Source organism: Streptomyces sp. NBC_00727, assembly GCF_045161745.1.
Taxonomy (GTDB): domain Bacteria; phylum Actinomycetota; class Actinomycetes; order Streptomycetales; family Streptomycetaceae; genus Streptomyces.
On the sequence record NZ_CP108981.1, the window covers coordinates 32,773 to 54,566 of the forward strand.

Consider the following 21,794-nt stretch of genomic DNA (forward strand, 5'->3'; position numbering starts at 1 on the left):
GCGGGGTGTCTCCGACAGCGTGCTGGACGCTCTCGCCCGGGCCCTGCGGCTCGACGACAACGAGCGCATGTACCTATACGATCTCGCCCGCGCTGCCGGACCCGCGCCCACGGTGCGGGCCCGGCAGCGGCAGGCCGGGCCCGCGGTGCGGCCGAGCGTGGCGCGGATCGTCGAGGGGATGCCGCAGCTGCCGTCATACGTGATGAACAATCGCCTCGACGCCCTGGCCGCCAACCAGCTGGGCCGAACCCTGTACTCGCAGATGTTCACCGACCCGACCTGCGGGGACAACGTCGCCCGGTTCGCGTTCTTCAATCCCGCGGCCAGGCGGTTCTACGCCGACTGGGAGCGCATGGCCCGCTTCGCTGTGGGTGCGCTGCGCATCGAGGCGGGGAAGAACCCCTACGACCGGGAACTGTCGTGCCTGATCGGTGAACTGTCCACCCGCAGCGACGTCTTCCGCGTGATGTGGGGATCCCACGACGTCCACGTCTTCCGGCAGAGCACCAAACGCCTCAACCATCCGCTCGTCGGCGCTCTGGAACTCGACCAGGAGACCATGAGCCTGCCGGACGAAAGCGGTCTGAGCGTGGTCGTCTACAGCGCGCCCCCCGGAACCGCCGCGGAAGACGGCCTGAAGCTGCTCGCCACCTGGTCCGCCACCACCGGACAGGAGCAGGACGCAGGCGATTTCTCGGGCTGAGGCGCGGGCCGCTCGCAGCGAAGTGAGTGCTGACCCGTCGGTGTCGGCGCGCAACCGCCAGGCGGTGGGCGTGGAGGCGACCGGTCCGAATACCTCGCTCTGGTCCCTCAGGACGGCCAGATCCGCTATTGCCTCGCCGCCGTCGGCGAGCATCACCGCGAGATCGGTGGCGGTCCGACCTGGATCGCGCCCGGCGCCGCGCGGTCGCAGTGGCCTGAGCTCCCGAGTGGGTGGAGTGGCGGGGCGGCCGGGCGCATACGTACGCGGCGGCGTAGGACTTGACCTTTGAGTCGGGTGGAAGGTTTACGGTCGGGGTGTGAGCACGATGCGGATCTCCCAGCTCGCCGAACACTGCGGCGTCCCGGCCACCACACTGCGCTTCTACGAAGGCGCCGGGCTCCTACAGGCCGGCCGGACCGCGTCCGTATACCGGAACGTTCGGCGAGGAGGCGGTGGACCGCCTCGCGTTCATCAGCGCGGCCAAGCATCTCGGTCTGCCGCTCTAAGAGATCGGCGAACTCCTCGCCGTGAGGGAGGCCGGGGCCTGCGCGGACGTGAAGGCCGACCTGCGCCCCCGGATCGCCGCCCGCCTGGACGAAGCCCAAAAGCGGGCCGCGAGCTGACGTCGTTCACCGCCTCACTCCACACCGCCCTGGAACACCTGGACGCATTGCTCGACCGCACCAGTCAGTGCGACCCCGAATGCGGCTTCCTCACCCCGCCCGCTCCCACCGGCGCCTCCCGCGCGGTGGACGTCGTACTCTCGCCCAGCAATCCCGTCCGGAGCACCACTGCGGCAAGCGGCTCGACGCGGCCGCGGAGACACTGCGCCGGGCCAACCTCCGGATTCCGACCGGGCACCACTGCGGCCGCTTCAGGTGCGCGACCGCGCTCACGCGTCCGGCGTGGCCGCGTTCGTGTCCCGGTGCTGCCAACACCGCAGGCCCCCACAGTCCCAGGAGTCGGCCGGCGACGCCCTTCGCCCCTCAGGCGGTTCCGTGCTTGCGGCCCAGGCCGCCACGGAATCCCATGTCGTCAGGCCCCTCGGACACCGATGTGTTCGGGCGCCAGCGGTCGACGGTCACTACGCCCGGTTCCAGTAGTTCCAGTCCCGTGAAGAATTCCTCGATCTGCTTTTGTGTGCGCAGCACCACGGGCTTGGAGACTTTGTTCTGCCGGTAGAAGGCCGATGCCTCCGCTGCCCTGACGGGATCTGCGTCACCGCAGGCATGGGACAACGCAACGTACGAGCCAGCCGGAAGAGCGTCCACGAGAACCCTCAGGACGCCCGCCGGGTCCTCGTCCTCGTCGAGGAAGTGCAGGATCGCGGCCAAGACCAGGCCCACCGGGCGTGCCATGTCGAGTGTCTCGGTCACCTCAGGCGATTCCAGTACCGCGCGCGGGTCGCGCAGGTCGGCTTGCAGGTAGGTCGAGCGGCCCTCTGGTGATATCGGGGTGAGCAGCGCCTCGGCGTGGCGCAGCACCACGGGGTCGTTGTCCACGTAGACGATCCGAGCCGACGGCACCATGCCTTGAGCGATCTCGTGCAGGTTGGGCCGGGTGGGGATGCCCGTGCCGATGTCCAGGAACTGTGTGACACCCCCCTCTTTCACCATATGCCGTACAGCGCGCGCCATCCATGCCCGGTTCTGCTGCGCACTGCGCTGGATTTCCGGCCAGCGCTGGGCGATGCCCTCCGCGACGGCTTGGTCCACCGGGTAGTTGTCCTTGCCACCGAGGAGGCTGTCGTAGACCCGCGCCGGGTGCGGCTTTCCTTGTTCGAATGACCCGTTGGGCAACACACGATCTCCTTCGCGCGATGGCACGTTCAGTTCACACAACAACGCTCTGGCCAGAGACATTTGAACATACTGTGTAGTGCGAACCTACCCTTGCTGTCGGGTCACTTCCGCCGGACTCATCACGTCGCAGGGGCGGGCGCCTGCCATCACAGTCGATGCCCAGGGCCATGTCGAGGACGCCGATGGTGCCGACGCATCCGTTGCCAGGGGCTCGCCAAGCCCGACCGCAGGCCGGCAAGGGCCCGGCCACATGGATACCGCCCGCCGACTCAAGCCGGCGACCGCCAGGGAAGTCGCGGCGCTGCTGACCCCGGCCAGGGCGGACCATCCGTGAACCGGTGCCCGGTTCACCGCCCGGCGGGGAAGCCGCGACCTCCTCGGCCCCGTACTCATTCATCGCCCCCGACCAGGTCGCGGAGGTGAGCGCCGACACCGCTCAGGACCACGGCGTGTGGCGGCACCCCGTGCGGTACGTACTCCGCAGAGACGTACCGCCTGAGCATGTGGTGAAGCTGAGCGAATGCCCGGCCTAGTCACCAAGGCGTACGCCGCCGCCCACACCTCAGGTACGCCGACGTGAAAACCACCGGCCGGGCTTCCGCCCCGGCCCCGCTTGCTCCTGGCCCTCCTGGTCGTAGCGCTCGGGACGGTGGTGGAGTGTCTGGGCCAACTGTGCGGCGACAAGGGCGCACCGTTTGAACCGCTCGCAGAGCGTGGGACGGGTGCCCCGACGGGGTGTCCCAGCCGGGAGCCTGACTCGTCTCCCAGCGTTCGTCGGTGAACCTGCGTCCCGCAGCGCGCACACGCTGGGCGTTGCGCTTCCCGCTGTTCGGCTGCTCGCGCGTGGCCTAATGGGGCTCGTGCTCCTTCTCGAAGGCGTTCCGCCAGTTGTCCTTCTCGACCATCACGTACGTTATGAGAACGGCCGCGCGACGTCCGTGCCCGAAGCTGCCCTGTGCGACTGAGCTCATGCCGCGGCTGCGGCGCGGCGCAGCGTGAACCAGAAAGTCGGGACCGGGTTCGTGCCGGGCGTCACGTCGTCCAGGTGCCACCCAGCGAACCTGGCGCTGAGTTCGTCCGCAGTGACGCCGGACCACGAGTCGTCAAACGCCCCGGGCCCGTATCCGAACATCAGCAATCGCGCGCCGGGGGCGGCACGCTTGGTGAGGCCGGCTGCGTAGGCGTCGCGGCGGTGCGGTGGAATCCCGCAGTAGCAGCTCAGGTCGAAGAACAGGTCGTACGGACCGGGCACGCCCACCTCGTCGAGACGGGTGGCGTCCCCGCACAGCACCGTGACGTCTGCTCCGGCCGCGTCGGCCTTCTCCCGGGCCTGCCGTACCGCGCGGTCGACCAGGTCGACGGCCGCCACTCGCCAGCCGTGCCGGGCCAGGTACACCGCGTTGGTCCCGGTGCCGCAGCCGAGTTCGAGGACCTGGCCCGGCAGCAGCGCACCGGGCCCCTCTGTCAGGGCCACCAGCTCGGGCGGCGTGATGCCGCTGTCCCACGGCGGCTTGCCGTCCCGGTAGAAGTCCTCCAACACACGGCGCGCAAGACCCTCTTGCTCGAGCTCCGCAGCCGTCCGAGTCTCACTCATCGCTACCCCTCCAAGAAATTAGAGTTCATCTCTAGTGACTTACTCTAGAGATAGACTCCCGGCATGGATGCGGTCAAGGGATCCGACGGACAGAACATCAAGCGCCCCGACAAGCGGGCCGAACGCTCGCGGCGTACCCGCGAAAAGATCGTCGCGGCGGCGCGGGAGCTGTTCGTCGCACAGGGGTACGGCGCGACAAGCCTTCAGGAGGTTGCGGATCGCGCGGGTGTGGCCGTCCAGACCGTGTACTTCGTGTTCCGCAACAAGCGCGCGCTGTTCAGGGACGTCGTCGACACGTCCATCGCGGGCGACGTCGAACCGGTCGCCACGATGGACCGCGACTGGTTCCGCGCCGCGTGCGCCGAGCCCACCGCGGCCGGGCAACTGCACGCCCACGCACGAGGTGTCCGCGACATCCTCGGCCGGGTCGCCCCGATCATGCCGTTGATCGCGGCTGCGGCCGCCACGGACCCGGAGATCGCCGCGCAGTGGCCCGCCGGCCCCGACCCGCGCTATACCGTCCAGCACGCCGCAGCGAAGGCACTGACCTCCAAGCCCGACGCCCGCCCTGACATCGATACCGCCCGCGCCGCCGACCTGCTGTACGGGCTCCTCAGCCCGGAGCTGTACCTGATCTTCGTCCGCGACCGGGGCTGGTCCCCCGACGCCTGGGAGGAGTGGGCCTGCGCGGCCCTGATTGCCCACCTCTGTATTGACCACGAGTAGGCCGCCGACCCTTCTGCGCCAGCCGCCGAAGCAAAGTCTGCGACCGGCTGCGGCTCCTCAGGTTCGTGATGACCGTTGCGCGGGCGCGTGGGGACCGACCTCGCTGCAAAGCATGCTGGGACTTCACATCGAAAGCCACCAGCCGCCACCTCGGTGACCGGCCCGACGCACTCGACGCCTGGTGCGAGGCTGCGCGGGGCGCAGATCGCCGCGGCCCCGGCCGCCTGGGCCGCTGAACAGCGCGCGACGTTCCAGTACTTCGCCGAGCGGGCTCGCGCGAGCGGCACCGCGTACGTGGTGTCCGCTCCGCCTGCACGCTGCGCCAGGCCCTCGACGGCCGCCTCCCCACCCTGCGCACCACCCTTGCGTTCGCGTGCGGGGCCGGGGCCGACGAGGAAACCGCCCGCCAGCTGTGAACGGCGGCCGACCAGGCCGTCCATCTTCCCCGGCCTCGGCCCGTCCCTCACCTCCCCGACCGCTTCACCACCCGCGCCGGGCTCCTGCGCGCCATGAACGCCGTACGCGCGCCCGCGCCCGACACCAGCCTGTCCGCCCTCGCCCGCAAGGCGAGCCCCGGCCTGTCCTCCAGCACCCCGCACCGGCTCCTCACCGGCCAGCAGATGCCCACCACCGCTCAGTAGACGACTGCTTGCGACGCCGACGAGTCGGCCACCTTCGCGCTGCCGGCCGGGCACCGCCGCGTCCTCTACGCTCCCCCGCCCACCTGCCCGTGCGCGTACGCCGAGGAAGTCGAGGACCGACGCCAGCGGGACGCCGCCGCACGTCCCTGGCTCGCCGAGCCGGACCTCGACTGGTACACCGCAGCGTTCTACCAGCTCGGCGCGGTTCTCGGGCCCAAAGGTAGACCGCATCGATCACGACTTCAGACAGGCCGCAGGTCACGAGACCGCTCGACGGCTTCGATCCCGTCACCCCCGTGGCCCGCCGCCGGCTCGGGCGCGATGGCCGTGCCCCCATGGCATGACGCACCGGTCACGAGGGCTCCGCCTGTGGCATCGCGCCGAGGCGGCACGAACCTGGAGGGCGTCACCAGGGCACTTCTCCCTCGTCGTTGAAGAAGCGGCCCGTCGGCCCGTCGGCCGAGACTGCGGCCAGCCGGACCGCGGCGGCTGCACCCTGTTGGGGAGTGCGCACTCCCCGGAAGCCGTTGAGGTCGGTCGCCGTGAAGCCGGGGCAGACGGCGTTGATCAGGATGTGCGTGTCGGCCAGTTCCTTGGCGTACTGCACGGTGACGGCGTTGAGGAGCGTCTTCGACGGAGCGTAGGCGACGGCGATGGGGCCGGTCTCGGCGCCAGGCGTGGTCTGGAGCGTGAGGGAGCCTACGCTGCTGGAGACGTTCACGATCCGGGGCGACGGCGAGCGACGCAGCAGCGGCAGCAGGGCGTTGGTGACCCGGATGACACCGATCACGTTGGTCTCCACGGCCGCCCGTACCCGGTTCACGTCGACCGTGGTGGGCTCCTGCGGTCCGCCGCCGGTGATCCCCGCGTTGTTGACGAGTGCGTCGAGCCGCCCCGTCCTCTCCTCCAGCAGCCGAGCCGCTGCTGCGACGCTCGCGTCGTCGGTCACATCCAGCGGTACGCCGAAGGCATCGGCTCCGGCCGCGCGCAGCTTCTCCACGGCGGCCTCGCGCCGCTCCTCGTTCCGTGCGCCGATTCCGACGGACCAGCCGAGGGCGCCGAGCCCGGCGGCGATCTCGTATCCGATGCCCTTGTTGGCCCCGGTCACCAGCGCGATCTTGTGGTTGTTCACGGTGTTCGTCTCACTCATGACATTGATACTTCTCCCCCGCGGGACAGGGCGTCCAAGACCGACTGGGTGGGGGGCGATACCGCCCGGGTATCGGTCCTGGCCGGCCCGGTTAGGGTGGTGGGGTGGAGACACGTGAGCTGCGGTACTTCGTCGCGGTCGCCGAAGAGCTGCACTTCGGCCGGGCCGCTCGGCGGCTCGGGATCGCCCAGCCTCCGCTGTCGCGGGCGATCGGCGGGCTCGAACGGCGTCTGGGGGCCCTCCTGCTGGAGCGCGGCAGCCGGGGTGTCACGCTGACCGGGGCAGGGGCGGTGCTGCTGCGGGAGGCTCGGGCGGCGCTGTACGCCGTGGAGGCCGCGGAACGGCGCACCCGCCGGGCCGCCCTCGCCGCGACCGGCTGCCCCGCCGTGGTCCTGGCAGCGAAGGCGGGTGCCTCCGGTGAACTGCTGGCGAAGCTCCTCGACGCCTACGCCGCCGAGCCCGGCGCGGGCGCCGTGGATGTCGTGCTGTGCGGGCCGGGCGAGCAGACACGGCTGCTGCGCGACGGCCGGGCCGACGTAGCCCTCCTGCATCGGCCGTTCGACGACACGGCCGGCCTCGACACCGAGGACCTGCGCTCCGAGGGCCAGGTCGCGATTCTCCCCGCGGGTCATGCTCTCAGCGCCCGCGCCCACCTGCGGCTCGCCGAGGTGACCGACCTTCCCGACCTGCCCCTGCCCCGCTGGCCCCACCCCGACGGCACCTTCCCGGACGGCCCCGGACCTCAGGTGCGCGACCACACGCAACTCACCCAGCTCATAGCCCTCGGCCGGGCCTGCGCGGTCGTCCCGGAGTCCGGACGCACCGGTCTGCGCGAGGGCCTCACCGCAGTACCGGTCCCCGACGCCCCACGCGTCACCACAGTCATCGCCTGGCCCCCACACAGCCGCTCAACGACGGTCGCCGGACTGATCCGGGCCGCCACCGCCCTGTGACCGACGGTGGCAAGCGACCCGGGCGGCGGAAGCAGTTGCACGAGCTTTCACTCGCCGAGCACAGCGCTGTTGCGATGACGAAGCACATCTGCGCTTCGTCATCGCGCGGGCCAACGCCACCGACAGGGCGAACGTCATGGGAACCCAAGTCTGTCCGCGCGCTCCGGGCCTTGCCCCCGGATCTTGGACACGGGCTATGCGGCTTGGGCCAAAGTAGTTGATGTTGTGTCGAGTGCTGTCTCACCTGTGCGCGGCCAGTCTGCAGGGTGTGGCCTTCGACTGCGGCGAGGGTCTCCTCATGCGGGCGCACTCCCCGCGCTGAACGTTGATGCGCTGGAGCATTTCTGCCGGGGGCGCTTTGTGCCAGTCGTGCTGGACCGCCTGCAGCACGCATCGGTCCTTCTCGTTCCTCGGCGCCGCGCACGGAAGCCGTCTGAGGGGCGCGTCGCGCGAAGTAGTGCAGTCGGCGTTCTTGGCGCGTGGGTCTGGCGAACGACGGAACGGGCTATCCTCCGCGCATGTGCGAACAGTTCACCGGCTGGCCGGAGCAGGCCATGGATGTCTTGTGGCAGCTCCAGGGTGAACCGACGAAGGCGACCCGGGAGCATTGTCGGGCGGAGCGTGAGCGTCTGGTCCGGCAGCCGATGATTGCGCTGCTCAATGAGGTCGCGGACGCCGATCCCCGGTACGAGGACTTCTCCGTCTGGCACTACCGGACCGGCTCCTGGTGGTGGCAGCACCAGAGCGCGGTGATCCGGCTCGGCCGCAAGGTCGAGATCAATCTCCGGTTCTCCCTAAACGGTCTGTGGCTCCAGGCTGCCTGGTGGTATCCCGATCCCGGCCAGGTGGACGCCTTCCGCAGGGCAGTGGCCTCCGAAGGCAGCGGCCGCGAACTGTCGGCCATCGTGGAGAACGTGCGACACATGGGCTATGACGTCTCGGGGGACATGCTGAAACGGCTCCCGCGCGGCTTTCCGGCGGACCACCCCCGTGCCCGCCTGCTGCGGCACCGTTCACTGATCGCCGCCCGTTCGCTCGGCTGCGAGGAGTGGCTGCATACCCCCGAAGCTGTCGAACGGGTCCTCTCGGCCGCCGCCGACTTGGACGCCCTGCTGATGTGGCTGGCCCGTCACGTCGACCGCACCGCCTGAAGAGGACGTCGAGGGCCTCGTCCACCTTACCGAGTTGGCCGATTGCGACGTCGAGCAACCGCAAGAAGTGCTCGCGGCCGGCGACCAGGTCCGCGTAGCCATCCTCAGCATGGACCGCCAACGTCGCCGCATCGCCCTTTCGCTCAAACAGGCCCAACCGGAATGAGGGCAGCGGTACTGCATGAGCCCTCAACGATCACGCCCGGGTGCCCCTCGCCACCACTGCGCTGCCCCTCAGCGCGTGCTGAGAGGAGTTGTTGGCGCGCCTACGCGGAAACGAGCTCTGACCGAGCTGGCGCAGCGCCGGCGCGAGGACCGCATCGCCGTCGCCCCCAGTCCGAGTTGCCGCGCCGCGCCGCGAACGCTGAGGCGAACGCGGACCGGCACGACTCCCGGGTGCTGCTGCTCCTGCGCTGCCACACAGCGTTGTTGGAGCCCAGCCGGATCGCTCTGACCCTGCGCGCAGCAACCGCTGAGCTGAACGCATCCTGTGCATTCCGCTGGATCAACGGACTTGGTGCGGGCTTGGACCACCACGACAGCGTAGGAAACATCGACTGAGACCACCAGCACGTTGGCCAACTGTGGTAAGAGACTGCCAAGTTCGATAGAGCATAGCCACAGGCTGTCCGTGGGGTTGCCCACGTAGTTCCTTACGTAGGGTATCGGTCACCACCTCAGCGTGACGGTAGAACATCGCGCGCGCCCCTGCTTCACGGCACGGCTGGGCGCACTGATAGAACCCGGTCATGACACACCGATTTACCGCCCGTGCCGTCAGGACCGAGATCGATCCTGACGGGTACTTCACCGAAGCCGCTCTTGCCGAGGGTGAGGATGGAAACGGTTTCATCATGATGTTCATGGCGGGGGAAGAGGAGCCCGATGACCAGGAGGTCGCCCTCGGGATGGACACACACTGCCTGGTCACAGCCAGGCAGGGCACCGCGTACGGCTGTGTGCGTGAAGCCGTCCTGACGGGCAACGTTCTCCGCATCGCACTCGACCCTGAAGCGCTGGCAGACCTGCGGCTGACCGATCCCGGGATCGAGGCCGTCATTGAAGCACCGGCCGAGGACATCAGGCAGTTCCGCGAAGTCCTCGCTCAGGTGCTCGGATACGGGCGTGCGGATGCAGTGCCCGCCCGTGTAGGTATCTGACGCACCAAGTGTGCGGAATACCTGACCGTCGGCAGCCCACTACGCGGACCGGCTGACCATGTCACCGAGATGATCTCCGGCTACGAAAATCTTGCAAGAGCGCTCGACGGGCGTACCCGGACGCTGGGGACGGCGGCACCGGGGTCGGGGCGTCAGTGGGGTATGCCGTCGCGTCCAACCCGGACCTGCTCTCCTTCGTGACGCGCTTCGACGAGGAAACCGTGCTGGTCGGGTACCCGAAGGCGCACCTGTGGGTGGAGGCGGACGGCGCGGACGACATGGACCTGTTCGTCCTCGTCCTGAGCTCGACGCGCACGGCACACCGCTGCAGGGCGCACTGGCCCAGGACGTCACTGAGCGGGGCGCCTCGATCCTGCGGTACGAGGGCTCCCACGGGCTCCCACGGGCGCCTGCGCGCCTCGATGCGCCACCTGGACAAAGCCCTGGCCACCGACGACGTACCCGCTCACACCTTCGACCGGGTCGAGAAGGCGATCACCACGCGCACCACCAGGAGACAGCAACAACTCCAGCCGACTTCACTCCTCATTCGAACGAGGTCAGCAGCCGCCACCGGTCGGCGCGCAAGAGATGCGTGAGGTGCGCAGAGGACGTCCGCCCTGGAGGCCGAGGTCGAGTGGTGCGGGGGCGGGCACCACGAGGTTCCCCCTTTGCCCGGTCGGTCACGGCCCCTCCGGGATGGCCGGCAGATCGGCCGGTGGTGTCACGGGGGGTGTGGCGCCACCGGCCGGTGGGCGGGTCAGGGTGTGCGGAGCCAGACGCTGGTGTCGGCAGGCAGTACTGCCTGGTTCAGGGGTTGGGAGGAGATGAGGACTTGGGCGTGGTCGGGGAGCGACAGGGGGGAGCCGGAGAGGTTAACGATGCAGGTGAAGGTTTCTGCGCGGGTGAAGGCGAGGACGCCGGGTGCGGAGTCGATCCACTGCATGGGGCCGTCGCCCAGGGCGGGTTCGGCCGCGCGCAGGGCGAGGGCCTGGCGGTAGAGGTTGAGCATGGAGTGGGGGTCGGTGTCCTGGGCAGCTGCGCTCAGCCGTGCCCAGGCGGCGGGCTGCGGGAGCCAGGGGGATGCGGCGCCGGCGGGGCTGAAGCCGTAGGACTCGGTGGTGCCGCTCCAGGGCAGCGGGACGCGGCAGCCGTCGCGGCCGGGGTCTTCGCCGTTGGTGCGGTGGTAGATGGGGTCGTCGCGGCGGTCGGCGGGGATGTCCTCGACCTCGGGCAGGCCCAGTTCCTCGCCCTGGTAGATGTAGACGGCGCCGGGCAGGGCCATGGTGAGCAGGGCTGCGGCGCGGGCGCGACGGCGGCCGAGGTCTTCGTCGACGACGGGGTTGTACTGGCGAATGCCGGCGGCGGTACTGGTGTCGGGGCGGCCGTAGCGGGTGACGTGGCGGGTGACGTCGTGGTTGGAGAGGACCCAGGTGCTGGGGGCGCCGACGCCGGCGTGGGCGGCGAGCGTCTGGTCGATGACGGTGCGCAGTGCGGTGGCGTCCCAGCTGCAGCCGAGGAAGTCGAAGTTGAAGGCGGAGTGGAGTTCGTCGGTGCGCAGGTACTGGGCGAAGCGGTCGGGGTCGGCGAGCCAGACTTCGCCGATCAGGGCGCGGGGCTCGGAGTAGGAGTCGGCGACGGCGCGCCAGCCGCGGTAGATGTCATGGTTCTCGTCGAGGTCGACGTACGGGTGGGGGTCGGGGAAGCTGTTGTGGTCGTAGTCGGGCAGGTCGGGGTCCTTGCTGCACATGGCGGCCGAATCGACGCGGATGCCGTCGACTCCACGGTCGAACCAGAACCGCAGGATGTCTTCGTACTCGGCGCGTACCAGGGGATTGCGCCAGTTGAGGTCGGGCTGTTCGGGGGCGAACAGGTGCAGGTACCACTGGCCGTCGGGCACGCGTGTCCAGGCGGAGCCGCCGAAGATGGACTGCCATTCGTTGGGGGGCAGCTCTCCGTTGTCGCCGCGGCCGTCGCGGAACCAGAACAGTTCGCGTTCGGGTGAGCCGGGGGTGGCTTGGAGAGCGGCGATGAACCAGGCGTGCTCGTTGGAGACGTGGTTGGGGACGACGTCGACGATGATGCGGATGTTGCGTTCGTGGGCTTCGTCGATGAGTTTCTCGGCTTCGGCGAGGGTGCCGAAACGGGGGTCGATCTGGCGGAAGTCGGTGACGTCGTAGCCGGCGTCCGCCATGGGGGTCAGGTACCAGGGGGAGAACCAGATCGCCTCGATGCCCAGATGCTGGAGGTAGTCCAGTCTTGAGCGCACCCCCGTCAGGTCGCCGATGCCGTCGCCGTTTCCGTCGGCGAAGCTGCGCGGGTAGACCTGGTAGATGGCTGCGTGACGCCACCAGTCGGTGGTGCGCGGGGTCATGGGTGCCTGCCTTCGTGTGTGGTGCGAACAGTGCGCGGGCCCGGCCGGCGGGGACTTGGGCCGGGCCCGCGGGTATTGGGGGGTGGTGCGCGGGCCCGGCTGGTGAGAGGGGCCGGGCCCTGGGTTGGTCGGGTTACCAGCCGGCGTTGCCGCTGCCGCGCTGGATAGTGAATCCACCGGTCATGTTGAGGGCGGCACCGGCGGTCCCAGTGATCTTGGTGTTGGAGAAGGTGCCCTTGCCGGCGGCGTTGCCTTCGATGCCGTTGGCTCCGGTCTTGTTGATGACCAGTCCGTCCACGCGCAGGTCGGAGACCTGCTTCTGCCAGGAGATGAGCAGTCCGCTGTAGGTGGAGTCCTCGACGGTGTTGTTCTTCAGGACGACGGGCTGGGTGATGTCGTGGACGTCGGCGTAGATCCACAGGGCGCCGAGGTCGGAGTTCCAGTTCACTTCCTTGCTGCCGGTGCGGCGCAGGAGGTTGCCTGAGACGGTGGTGGTGCCGCTGAAGGGTTCGCCGAAGCGCGTGGAGACGGTGATGCCGGCGGCGGCGACGACGGTGTCGGAGATGAGGTTGTTCTCGACGCTGTTGCCGTTTCCACCGTAGACGGCGGCGCCATTGGCGAGGGTCGGGAGCTGGACGGTGTTGTTGCGGAATGCGCTGTTGGTGACGGCTGCTCCGTCCGACCACATGGCGAGGGCGTCGTCACCGGTGCCGCGGATACTGCTGTTGGAGATGACCGTGTCCTTCACGGCACCGTGCAGGTTGACGCCGTCGGCGTAGGTATTGCGGATACGCAAGTCGCTGGCCTTGAGGCCGGTGGTGGGGCTGGAGATCCACAGACCAACCTTGGTGTGCTGGATCCAGACGTTCTTGATGACGGACCCGGTGCCGAAGTCGCCCTCGATGGCGGCCTGTCCGCCGGCGTCGTCGCGGACGGTGTTCTGGCCGTCGATCATGAGGTCTTCGACAGTGCTGGTGCCGCCCTGGCCGAAGAGGCCGCCCTTGAGGCCGGTGCCGCGCAGGACGGTGTGCCACACGCCCGCCCCGCGCAGCTTCATGCCGGAGAGGTTGATGTGGTCGGAGATCGTGTAGGTGCCGACTGGGAGGAACAGGCCCTTGCCCTGGTTCTTGGCGGTGTTCAGGGCGTTGTTGAGAGCTGCGGTGACGTCCTGGCTGCCCGGCTTGACTCCCAGGTCCGCGGCCGAGACGTAGCCGCTGGGAAGGGTGGCGGCCGTCCCGGTCTCCTCGGCCTCGACGAGGTCGAGGGTGTAGGAGGCGGTGTCGTCGTTGTCCTTCTGCAGGCGCAGGACGGTTCCGGCGGGCAGGGTCTGGCCGAAGGTGGCGCGGGTCTCGTCGAAGAAGCGGTGGCCTTGGCCTTCGCCCGGGGTGTTGGTGTACGGGTAGGCGCCGTAGACCCAGGCGTAGCGTGAGGTGAGCTGGAGGTCGGGCAGGGCCTTGCCGTCGGCGTAGGCGCTGAGGGTGGCGTCGATGCCCTTGCCGTCGCTGCTGTCGGGCAGTGAGTAGCGCAGGTTGATGGCGTTGGCGGGCTTGGTGAGCTTGATCTCGACGTAGTCGCCGGTCTGGGTCAGCTTGACGGCCTTGCGGCCGGATGCTTCGGAGGCGACGGTGAGGTAGGTGCGGTCGGGGCCGATGGTCGAGCCCTTGACGGTGCCGGCTTCGGCCTCGTAGGTGGTGAAGGGGACTGTGGCGCCCACGCCGCTCGGGTCGGTGGGGTCGCCCGGGTCGGTGGAGCCGGTGGGGGTGGTGGTCTTGAGGTTGTCGATGTTGACGTTGCCGGTGTCGTTGCTGGTGAAGGCGAGGGTGAGGGTGTTGGCGCTCTGCTTGAAGGTGACCGGGACGTCGATGGTGGACCAGCTCGCCCAGCCGCTTGTGGCCGGCAGCGTGACCTGCTTCGCCGTGCCACCTGCGCTGAGGGTGAGCGTCTTCGCCGAACCGGTGCCGTTGGAGTAGCGGACGGTGACCGTACCGGCGCCGGCATAGGCGGACTGGACGGTGGCGGCGATCGTGGCGCGGCTCTTGTTCGCATCGGTCAGACCACCGACGTACCCGCTGCCGGTGTACCCGGCATGCTCATGCTCACTGACCGCCCCACCCGACAGGGTCGCCGACTCCGCCTCCAGCGTGGAGGGCTCTGTGGGGGTCGGGTTGTCCGGCTGCTCCGGGGTGGTGGTCTTGAGGTTGTCGATGTTGACGTTGCCGGTGTCGTTGCTGGTGAAGGCGAGGGTGAGGGTGTTGGCGCTCTGCTTGAAGGTGACCGGGACGTCGATGGTGGACCAGCTCGCCCAGCCGCCTGTGGCCGGCAGCGTGACCTGCTTCGCCGTGCCACCTGCGCTGAGGGTGAGCGTCTTCGCCGAACCGGTGCCGTTGGAGTAGCGGACGGTGACCGTACCGGCGCCGGCATAGGCGGACTGGACGGTGGCGGCGATCGTGGCGCGGCTCTTGTTCGCATCGGTCAGACCACCGACGTACCCGCTGCCGGTGTACCCGGCATGCTCATGCTCACTGACCGCCCCACCCGACAGGGTCGCCGACTCCGCCTCCAGCGTGGAGGTGGCGGCGTAGGCGGGTGCGGGGGTGGCCAGGCTGTAGGAGAGGGCGCCGGTGAGGGCCAGCAGCATGGCGGCGGATATGGCTGCGGTGGGCCTGAGGGACTTGACGGTGTGGAGTTTCGACACGGCTGTGTGTCCTTCCGGGAAGGGGCGGCTCGCCCTTGAGGGGTCGGCGGCATGGCCGTCGATCGGGGGGCCTCGCGCAGCCTGGGCTGCGGTGGCCGGGTCGAACGGGGGTGGCCGGGGCGGAGCCGTGGGCCTGGGTGCGGGTTCGACGTGGGAGGAGCGTGGCCCGATCGTGGTGGTGGCGGGCAGTGACCGAGGTAGTGGTCGGGGCAGGCGTGTGCTGCGGTGGTGGCCGCCGTGAAGTCGTGCCGCCGGCGTCGTGGGGTGGGTCGCTGCGGCACTGTGGGTCCGCCGGGTCGCCTGTGGTGCGCTCTGGGCGGCGTGGGCGGTGGTCAGCCTTTGAGGCTGCCTGCGGTAAGGCCCGCGATGATGTGCCGCTGGAAGATCAGAAAGATCACCAGCAGTGGGATCGAGGCCATGACCATGCCGGCCAGGAGTTGGTTGGCGGGCATGAATTCAGCGAGTCGGTTGAGCGCGACGGTGATGGGCTGGCGTGCGGGGTCGGGGAGGACAAGGAGGGGCCAGAGGAAGTCTTTCCATACACCGACTACGGCGAAGATGGAGACGACGGCCAGTACGGGCCGGGACAGTGGCAGGACGACGGATACCAGGACGCGCAGGGGGCCGGCTCCGTCCATGCGTGCGGAGTCCAGGAGTTCGGCCGGGATCTGGTCGAAGAAGCGCTTCAGGATGAAGATGTTGAAGGCGTTCGCGCAGGCCGGCAGCCAGATCGCCCAGGGGGTATTGATCAGGTTGACGCCGAACAGCGGCACGTCGGTGACGGTCAGGTAGGTCGGCACCAGCAGGGCGGAGACGGGCAGCATCAACGTGGCCAGCATCATGCCCAGGACGATGTTGCCCAGTACCGGGCGCAGCTTGGACAGGGCATAGGCGGCGGACACGTCGACGAGGAGCTGGGTGAGCCAGGCGCCGGCGGCCAGGAGCAGGGTGTTGAGGAAGTAGTGGCTCAGTCCGACGTTCGTCCACGCCTGGGAGTAGGACTCGGGGTGCCAGGTGTGCGGGACGAGGGTGGGGGTCGGGTCGGCCAGTTCGGAGGACGATTTCAGTGCTCCGCTGGCCATCCAGTAGAGAGGGAAGACGAAGGCGAGGGTGAAACCGAGGACGGTCGAGCACAGCACGAACCAGTAGAGGAAGCGGCCGGTGCGCCGGTTCATTTCCGCGGGGGCGATGAGGGTGCGTTCGCTTGAGTCGGACATGGTCGTTCCTTTCAGCCCTTGCTGCGGGTGAGGCGGAGGTACACCGCTGCGAAGAGTCCGAGGACAATGAAGAGCACCGTGCTCATGGCGCTGGCCATGCCGAAGTCGTTGTAGACGAACGCGTAGCGGTAGAGCAGCAGCAGGACGGTCACGGTGGCGTCGTTGGGTCCGCCGCCGGTGAGCACGTAGGGCTCGATGAAGACCTGCATGGTGCCGATGACCTGGAGCAGGAGGGTGATCATCAGGATGAACCGCATCTGCGGGATCGTCACGTGCCACAGCCGCTGGCGGATGGAAGCGCCGTCGAGTTCGGCTGCCTCGTAGACCTCGCCGGGGATGGAGCCGAGTGCGGCGAGGTAGATGAGGGTGGTGGTGCCCATGTTGGCCCAGGTGGAGACCAGGACGAGGGAGATCATGGAGATGTTCTCCGACTCGAGCCACTGCTGGGCCGGCAGGTGGAGGGTCTCCAGGACGTTGTTGAAGAGGCCCGGGCCCGGGTCGTAGAACCAGCGCCACAGCAGCATGGTGACGATGGGGGGCAGCATGACCGGGAGGTAGACGGTCATGCGCAGGTAGGAGCGTGCGTGGCGGAATTCGTTGAGGACGACCGCGGTGAGGAAGGGGGCGGCGAATCCGAAGACGAGGGCGAGGAGGGTGAAGTAGCCGGTGTTCTTCCACGCGGTCACGAAGAGCGGGTCTTCGAAGAGCCGGCGGTAGTTGTCCCAGCCCACCCAGGTGGCGGGTTGGGAAAAGGTCACCTGCTGGAAGCCGAGGAGCCAGCCGCGGATGATCGGGTACCAGGAGAAGAGTGCGAAGCAGAGCACGCCCGCGCCGAGGAAGCTGTAGGCGACGAGGTGCTCGCTGAGGCGGCGCCGACGCCTGCTCGGGTTGTTCATGCTGGCCTTCTGCGGCTTGGGAGGGGATGCCGGTTCCCGGGTGAGGGTCGGAGCCGCCATGTCACTTGACCGTCGCGAGGATGGTATTGACCTTCTTGGAGGCGTCCTTGAGCAACTGGTCGAGGTCGGCGTCCTTCTTGGTCAGGACCGCTTGCATGACGCCGTCGAGGACGGTGTAGATCTGCTGCGCGTTCGGCGGTTCGACCTTCTGGGTGAGGAGGTCGTTCCGCTCGGTGAACGGCTTGTAGTTCTCCTGCGGCACGTTGGCGTACTTCTCGTGCGCGCGTTCCTGCTTGTCTTCGGCCAGGCCGTTCAGGAGCCGGTCCAGCGGGAGTCCGATCGGGACGTCGTTGCTGGAGGCGCGCTTGTCCTCGAACTCGGTGCGGTCGGGGTTGAGGTACTTCCACAGGACCCACTCGATGCCGGCCTTGATCTTCTCCGGCGATGCCTTGGGGTTGAACATGAAGCCGTTGCCGCCGCCGAGGGTGGCCTTGCCGGGCATCGCGGCGACGCCGAATTCGCTGTACTTGCGCTCGAACTGCTTGACGATGGTGGGAATGTTGTCCGGCCCGGCCATGTACATGCCGAGCTTGCCGGAGCCCATCATCTTCTGCACGTCGTCGATCTGCAGCAGTTGCCGTGTGCCCATGGAGTTGTCGGTCCAGCGCATGTCGTGCAGCATCTGGAGCGCGTCGTGGCCGGCCTTGCTGTCGAAGGCCGCCTTCCACTTGCCGTCCTTGTCCTGGGCGGCGATGTCGCCGCCCAGGGAGTAGACCCACGACGTGAAGTGCCAGCCACCCTGGTTGTTCTTGCTGTAGTCGGCGTAGCCGACGGTCCCCTCGCCCAGTGCGGTGATCTTCTTGGCGGCCTTGCGGACCTCTTCCCAGGTGGTGGGCGGCTTGTCCGGGTCGAGTCCGGCCTTCTTGAACAGGTCGCGGTTGTAGATCAGGCCGAGGGAGTACTGACCGTTCGGCAGGCCGTAGAGCCCTCCGTCGGGGCCGGTGAACACCTTCAAGTACTCGGGCTTGATGTCCTTGACCCGCGACAGGTCCTTGGCGTACTTCGTGATCTCCGCGCCCTGGCGCCGCTGGATGAGACCCGCCGGATCGGTGAAGTAGACGTAGTAGACGTCCTCCAACTGTCCCCCGGCGAGCTTCGCGGAGAAGGTCTTGGGGTCCATCTGGCCCTCACGGGCATCGATCTTGATCTTCGGGTGCTCCTTCTCGAAGGCCTTGACGTCCTCCTCGAAGTACTTCCGGTCCACTGGCTGGGTCTTGGGCGGCATGCCGTTCACCGAGATGGTGACCACGCCGCCCTCGCTGCCCGAGGAAGGAGAGCCGCCGCAGGCGGCAAGCCCTCCGGTGAGAACGCAGGCTATGCCCGCGCCGATGAACCTGCGGCGACTACGCAGTCCGCTCATGACTGATCTACCTTCCGTGGATGCACTGCACCGGCGCCCCGTCAACCGAAGCCCCGGCGGATACGCAGAAGGTAGAAGTCAGTTATGTAAAAAGTCAATGACATGTTGCAAAACATTGATTCCTACGACTGTGACCTGCCGGAACCCGGCCTCGCGGTGGAGGACCTGACGATCAGCTCCGCCTGAAAGAGGGTCAGGCCAGGCATGGTCTGACGGGTGCGGATCTGCTCGTCGAGCGCCTCGATCGCGGCTTCGGCCATGGCGGCCACCGGCTGCCGGCACGTAGTCAGGGGCGGGTCGACCGCGCTCATGAACGCGGAGTCGTCGAAGCCCACCACCGACAGGTCCTCCGGCACCCTGCGCCCGAGCCGCCGGGCCCCTCTGACCGCGCCCAGCGCAAGCGTGTCGCTTCCGCAAACAACCGCGGTCACCCCCTGGCCGAGAAGATCAGCGATGGTGCGCGCGCCCGCCTCCAGGGCGAAGAGGCTGTGCCCCACCCAGGACGCCCACTGCCTGTGAGGCACTCCCCGGGACTGCCAGAACTGCGCGAACCCGCGCAGTTTTCGCACCGACGGCACGTGGCCGCCGGGGCCGACCAGCAGTCCGATGCGCTCGTGCCCCATCCCTTCCAGATGGAGCATCGCCTGCTGAACAGCCTGCATGTCGTCGGCGGCGACTTGCACCAGATCGGAGTTCTCGTCCGCGACGTTCACCAGCACCATCGGCACCTGCCGCTCCTTCAGCGCCGCCCCCTGCTCCGCCCCGACGTCCGCGTAGCTGGAACCGACGAACACGATTCCGCCTATGTTCTGCGCCAGTAGCATCTCGACGTAGTTGGCCTCGGAAACCCCATCTGCTGTACGAGTGCAAAGCACCGGCACATAACCGCGCTTGTTCAAACGCCCCGCCAACGCCTCCACAAAGGAAGGGAAGACCGGGTTCTGCAGATCAGGGACCACGAGGCCCACGAGCGGCGACCGCTCCGCCGCCGCACCGTCCGGACGTTTCAGACCTAGAACGTCCAACGCCCGCAGAACCCGCTCCCTGGTCGCCGCAGCGACACTCGGGCTGCCGTTCAGCACGCGCCGGACCGTCAACTGGCTCACGCCCGCGAACTCCGCTACCTGCACCACCTTCACAGTCATGCCGCCACCATACAGCCCACTCGCAAAAACTGTTCAGACTCACGCAAAAACTTGCCGGACCACGCAGTATCGGGTGCGGTTACCCAGGCTCAGGTGCGGCCCGGCAGCCGACAAAAGGTTCGGCGAACGGCGACGCAGTTCGGTGAGGTTGCGGCAGCAGGTACCGAGCAGATCGAGGAAGACTTCGACGGGCCAGCGGGCGAGAACGCCAGTGCGGATGAGTAGCGGCCGACGGTGTCGAGCCGGTAAACGTCGGCGGCGTAGAGGAGGCAGCCTGCACCGTCCCGTACGACACCGCCACCGAAGCCGGACGGAGCTTCGCCGGGTCGGCGGCCGCCGCGGAGAGCACCGCACCCTGAACGCCCAGCGTGCTCAGCCGCCCCTGCTGCTCGGGCATCAGCTGCGTCCAGGTGCCCGGTTCCTGCTACCGCCAGCGCCAGGTGCCGATGTCGTCGCCGTCGAACGTGGCGCCCGGTGCGATGTAGGGCAGATGGCTGTCGGCGTGCGCTGGCCGCCGCGCAAGGGGCCGAAGAAGCCGGGGAGCAAGGCGGAGGCGGCGTTCCAGTGGGGACTGGCGGCCCTGAAGCAGTGGGTGGAGCAGGGAGGACGCGGACCGGCCCGCCCCACGCAGGACGGTGGTGGAAGTCGTGGTCGACGGTGAGACGGTGCCGGTGAAGCTGGATGCGTGGCTCTCGCACACCGAGAGCCGGCGGGACAAGCTCACCGTGGAGCAGCTCGCCGCCCTCGCCGCGCTGGGAATGGAGTGGGCGGGCCCGGCCCCGGCGCCCGAGGCCGCTTTGGAGTCGCCCGCCGCAGCGTCGGCGGCCCCGGCGAAGGGAGCGGTGCGGGAGCACCACGAGGAGTGCGACGAGGAGGTGTACGAGGGTGGCACCTGCACCTGCTGGGCCATCAAGCAGTTCGGAGCGCCCTCCCAGTGGGAGGGCTACGGGGACGACTTCTGACCGCTCCCGACCCCTGCGAGACCCCGGGCCCGCCGACAGTGCCCGGGGTCTCGTACGTCACCGCGCGGCGGTGCGGGCCACTGCCAGCGGCGCGATCACGGTCTCGCTGACGGACATCGGACGGGTGGTGTCGGCGACGTCCGCTCCGCGCGCCGTGGCGCCCCTCTCGGACAAGGGGCGCTGGAAATCGGCGGCGGCCTCCCAATCCTTGAGCATCGGGTGACGCAGAACGTAGCCCGTGCTGGTGGAGCCGCCGTTGGCGACGAGGCGATGGGCGCGCATGTCCGCGAGGGCGGCGGTATGGGCCGCGGGGCGGACCGCCTTCCGGCTCACCGGAATCGGCATGTGCGTGTGGCGGTGATTCAGGTCCGCCCCATCCTCCACACCGTTCAACAGCCGGGAGACCAGTTCCGGCGGGATGCACCCGGCCCGCGTCCGGACCCGATAGTCAAGATCAACACCGTCCATAACCACGCACCATAGCGTCCACCTTTGACATCCCGTCGATACCACTGACACGCAAAACATCCGCGGCGATCACCGGCTCCGGCTCCGCCGCCGCCTGTTCGGCCTCATGGCGCTCGCGTTCCCGGGCCTCACGCTCACGAGGCCGGTGCTCGGCCCAGTGGCGTTCCAGAGCAGGCTGGCGGCGTGGGTTGCCGACCGCGTCGAACAGGCACTGGGACCGATGCGACCAAGGACCGGAGTGCGGACGTGCGCGCGGAGGCGGCCAGGGAGGGATCTTCCTGTCGTAGTGGTGGAAGTCCTCGCCTTCGGCCTTAGTCCCGGCCCACAGATGGCGGGTGAGACCGGCCAGGCGCGGAAGGTGCGCTGCAGGTGCGGGCGCCGAGCGGGTTGGCCAAGAGCAGCATCGGCGGATGCGGGTTCTCGCGCCCGGGCCCCGGTGGGGTGTTCCAGCGGGTGCGCGCGCCTCGCCATCTTCGACCGCTCTGTGCTCTCTGTGCGCCCTGTCTGAATCATCATGCCGGAGCACTCCGATGCCCGACGCGTACTCACGCGGGCGGAGCGCTCTCGCCGCGCCTCCTCGCACACGTACGATGTCGGGCCCCCCAGCGAGGTGCAGTCAGGGACCGGCAGCTGTACCGCGGGACCGGATGGACGGCGCAGCGCGTGTTCCAGCCATGCGATGACGGTGTCCGCCAGCTAGTCGTGTTTATGCGGTACAGCGGCGACTGGGCTGAACT

The 21,794-nt window shown here is 68.6% G+C and carries 18 protein-coding genes and 3 pseudogenes; 10 read left to right on the forward strand and 11 right to left on the reverse strand.

Features of this window, described 5'->3' with window-relative positions:
• The first annotated feature begins 19 nt into the window (after positions 1–19).
• Positions 20–703, forward strand: a complete 684-nt coding sequence (locus tag OG242_RS00125) for a transcriptional regulator (RefSeq protein ID WP_405896163.1) — start codon at positions 20–22, stop codon at positions 701–703.
• Here OG242_RS00125 and OG242_RS00130 read toward each other — a convergent pair.
• Positions 686–922, reverse strand: a pseudogene (locus OG242_RS00130) (IS1380 family transposase); the annotation flags it as partial. The gene OG242_RS00125 and the pseudogene OG242_RS00130 overlap by 18 nt on opposite strands.
• Before the next feature lie 106 nt (positions 923–1,028).
• On the opposite strand from OG242_RS00130, the pseudogene OG242_RS00135 reads away from it, so the two are divergent.
• Positions 1,029–1,088, forward strand: a pseudogene (locus OG242_RS00135) (MerR family transcriptional regulator); the annotation flags it as partial.
• A gap of 601 nt (positions 1,089–1,689) precedes the next feature.
• On the opposite strand, the gene OG242_RS00140 reads toward OG242_RS00135, so the two are convergent.
• Both OG242_RS00140 and OG242_RS00145 read right to left on the reverse strand, forming a co-directional pair.
• Complete coding sequence (locus tag OG242_RS00140) at positions 1,690–2,505, reverse strand: SAM-dependent methyltransferase (protein WP_405901464.1); 816 nt, start codon at positions 2,503–2,505, stop codon at positions 1,690–1,692.
• Between the two features lie 967 nt (positions 2,506–3,472).
• Positions 3,473–4,099, reverse strand: a complete 627-nt coding sequence (locus OG242_RS00145) for a class I SAM-dependent methyltransferase (RefSeq protein ID WP_405896164.1) — start codon at positions 4,097–4,099, stop codon at positions 3,473–3,475.
• Between the two features lie 63 nt (positions 4,100–4,162).
• Here OG242_RS00145 and OG242_RS00150 point away from each other — a divergent pair, with 63 nt between their 5' ends.
• Both OG242_RS00150 and OG242_RS00155 read left to right on the forward strand, forming a co-directional pair.
• On the forward strand, positions 4,163–4,825 hold the full coding sequence (locus OG242_RS00150) for a TetR/AcrR family transcriptional regulator (protein ID WP_405896165.1): 663 nt from the start codon (positions 4,163–4,165) through the stop codon (positions 4,823–4,825).
• Positions 4,826–5,334: 509 nt separating this feature from the next.
• Complete coding sequence (locus OG242_RS00155) at positions 5,335–5,466, forward strand: hypothetical protein (protein WP_405896166.1); 132 nt, start codon at positions 5,335–5,337, stop codon at positions 5,464–5,466.
• A gap of 406 nt (positions 5,467–5,872) precedes the next feature.
• Here the strand turns inward: OG242_RS00155 and OG242_RS00160 are convergent, their stop codons facing one another.
• Positions 5,873–6,616, reverse strand: coding sequence for an SDR family oxidoreductase (locus OG242_RS00160; protein ID WP_405896167.1), 744 nt, complete (start codon positions 6,614–6,616; stop codon positions 5,873–5,875).
• 104 nt (positions 6,617–6,720) lie between these two features.
• On the opposite strand from OG242_RS00160, the gene OG242_RS00165 reads away from it, so the two are divergent.
• The 5 genes and pseudogenes from OG242_RS00165 to OG242_RS00185 all read left to right on the forward strand — a co-directional run bounded on the left by OG242_RS00165 (position 6,721) and on the right by OG242_RS00185 (position 10,479).
• Complete coding sequence (locus tag OG242_RS00165) at positions 6,721–7,569, forward strand: LysR family transcriptional regulator (protein ID WP_405896168.1); 849 nt, start codon at positions 6,721–6,723, stop codon at positions 7,567–7,569.
• A gap of 518 nt (positions 7,570–8,087) precedes the next feature.
• On the forward strand, positions 8,088–8,720 hold the full coding sequence (locus OG242_RS00170) for a DUF2461 family protein (RefSeq protein WP_405896169.1): 633 nt from the start codon (positions 8,088–8,090) through the stop codon (positions 8,718–8,720).
• Between the two features lie 16 nt (positions 8,721–8,736).
• Positions 8,737–8,886: pseudogene (locus OG242_RS00175) on the forward strand (S1 RNA-binding domain-containing protein); the annotation flags it as partial.
• Between the two features lie 688 nt (positions 8,887–9,574).
• Positions 9,575–9,880: a hypothetical protein gene (locus OG242_RS00180; RefSeq protein WP_405896170.1), complete on the forward strand. Its 306-nt coding sequence runs from the start codon at positions 9,575–9,577 to the stop codon at positions 9,878–9,880.
• Between the two features lie 155 nt (positions 9,881–10,035).
• Entirely contained in the window at positions 10,036–10,479 is a 444-nt protein-coding gene (locus OG242_RS00185; RefSeq protein ID WP_405896171.1) for a CocE/NonD family hydrolase C-terminal non-catalytic domain-containing protein, read from the forward strand.
• A 161-nt stretch (positions 10,480–10,640) separates the two neighbouring features.
• Here the strand turns inward: OG242_RS00185 and OG242_RS00190 are convergent, their stop codons facing one another.
• The 6 genes from OG242_RS00190 to OG242_RS00215 all read right to left on the reverse strand — a co-directional run bounded on the left by OG242_RS00190 (position 10,641) and on the right by OG242_RS00215 (position 19,627).
• Entirely contained in the window at positions 10,641–12,254 is a 1,614-nt protein-coding gene (locus tag OG242_RS00190; RefSeq protein ID WP_405896172.1) for a glycoside hydrolase family 13 protein, read from the reverse strand.
• A gap of 133 nt (positions 12,255–12,387) precedes the next feature.
• Complete coding sequence (locus OG242_RS00195) at positions 12,388–14,949, reverse strand: carbohydrate-binding protein (RefSeq protein ID WP_405896173.1); 2,562 nt, start codon at positions 14,947–14,949, stop codon at positions 12,388–12,390.
• A 332-nt stretch (positions 14,950–15,281) separates the two neighbouring features.
• Positions 15,282–16,166 carry a carbohydrate ABC transporter permease gene (locus OG242_RS00200; protein ID WP_405896174.1) on the reverse strand — a complete coding sequence of 295 codons (885 nt, stop codon included), beginning with the start codon at positions 16,164–16,166 and terminating at the stop codon, positions 15,282–15,284.
• Between the two features lie 11 nt (positions 16,167–16,177).
• Positions 16,178–17,062, reverse strand: a complete 885-nt coding sequence (locus OG242_RS00205) for a carbohydrate ABC transporter permease (RefSeq protein WP_405896175.1) — start codon at positions 17,060–17,062, stop codon at positions 16,178–16,180.
• Between the two features lie 61 nt (positions 17,063–17,123).
• Complete coding sequence (locus OG242_RS00210) at positions 17,124–18,371, reverse strand: extracellular solute-binding protein (protein WP_405901465.1); 1,248 nt, start codon at positions 18,369–18,371, stop codon at positions 17,124–17,126.
• A 233-nt stretch (positions 18,372–18,604) separates the two neighbouring features.
• Positions 18,605–19,627 carry a LacI family DNA-binding transcriptional regulator gene (locus OG242_RS00215; RefSeq protein WP_405896176.1) on the reverse strand — a complete coding sequence of 341 codons (1,023 nt, stop codon included), beginning with the start codon at positions 19,625–19,627 and terminating at the stop codon, positions 18,605–18,607.
• Positions 19,628–20,274: 647 nt separating this feature from the next.
• Here OG242_RS00215 and OG242_RS00220 point away from each other — a divergent pair.
• Positions 20,275–20,589: a hypothetical protein gene (locus tag OG242_RS00220; RefSeq protein ID WP_405896177.1), complete on the forward strand. Its 315-nt coding sequence runs from the start codon at positions 20,275–20,277 to the stop codon at positions 20,587–20,589.
• Between the two features lie 57 nt (positions 20,590–20,646).
• Here OG242_RS00220 and OG242_RS00225 read toward each other — a convergent pair whose 3' ends face one another.
• A complete protein-coding gene (locus tag OG242_RS00225; RefSeq protein ID WP_405896178.1) occupies positions 20,647–21,057 on the reverse strand; it encodes a hypothetical protein in 411 nt (136 codons plus the stop codon).
• Between the last annotated feature and the right edge of the window lie 737 nt (positions 21,058–21,794).

Excerpts from the sequence above, each read along its gene's own strand:
- OG242_RS00205 (WP_405896175.1), bottom strand. The coding sequence starts at position 17,062 with ATGAACAACCCGAGCAGGCGTCGGCGCCGCCTCAGCGAGCACCTCGTC.
- OG242_RS00215 (WP_405896176.1), bottom strand. The coding sequence starts at position 19,627 with ATGACTGTGAAGGTGGTGCAGGTAGCGGAGTTCGCGGGCGTGAGCCAG.
- OG242_RS00170 (WP_405896169.1), top strand. The coding sequence starts at position 8,088 with ATGTGCGAACAGTTCACCGGCTGGCCGGAGCAGGCCATGGATGTCTTG.
- OG242_RS00145 (WP_405896164.1), bottom strand. The coding sequence starts at position 4,099 with ATGAGTGAGACTCGGACGGCTGCGGAGCTCGAGCAAGAGGGTCTTGCG.
- OG242_RS00200 (WP_405896174.1), bottom strand. The coding sequence starts at position 16,166 with ATGTCCGACTCAAGCGAACGCACCCTCATCGCCCCCGCGGAAATGAAC.
- OG242_RS00225 (WP_405896178.1), bottom strand. The coding sequence starts at position 21,057 with ATGGACGGTGTTGATCTTGACTATCGGGTCCGGACGCGGGCCGGGTGC.
- OG242_RS00190 (WP_405896172.1), bottom strand. The coding sequence starts at position 12,254 with ATGACCCCGCGCACCACCGACTGGTGGCGTCACGCAGCCATCTACCAG.
- OG242_RS00150 (WP_405896165.1), top strand. The coding sequence starts at position 4,163 with ATGGATGCGGTCAAGGGATCCGACGGACAGAACATCAAGCGCCCCGAC.
- OG242_RS00155 (WP_405896166.1), top strand. The coding sequence starts at position 5,335 with ATGAACGCCGTACGCGCGCCCGCGCCCGACACCAGCCTGTCCGCCCTC.
- OG242_RS00160 (WP_405896167.1), bottom strand. The coding sequence starts at position 6,616 with ATGAGTGAGACGAACACCGTGAACAACCACAAGATCGCGCTGGTGACC.
- OG242_RS00180 (WP_405896170.1), top strand. The coding sequence starts at position 9,575 with ATGATGTTCATGGCGGGGGAAGAGGAGCCCGATGACCAGGAGGTCGCC.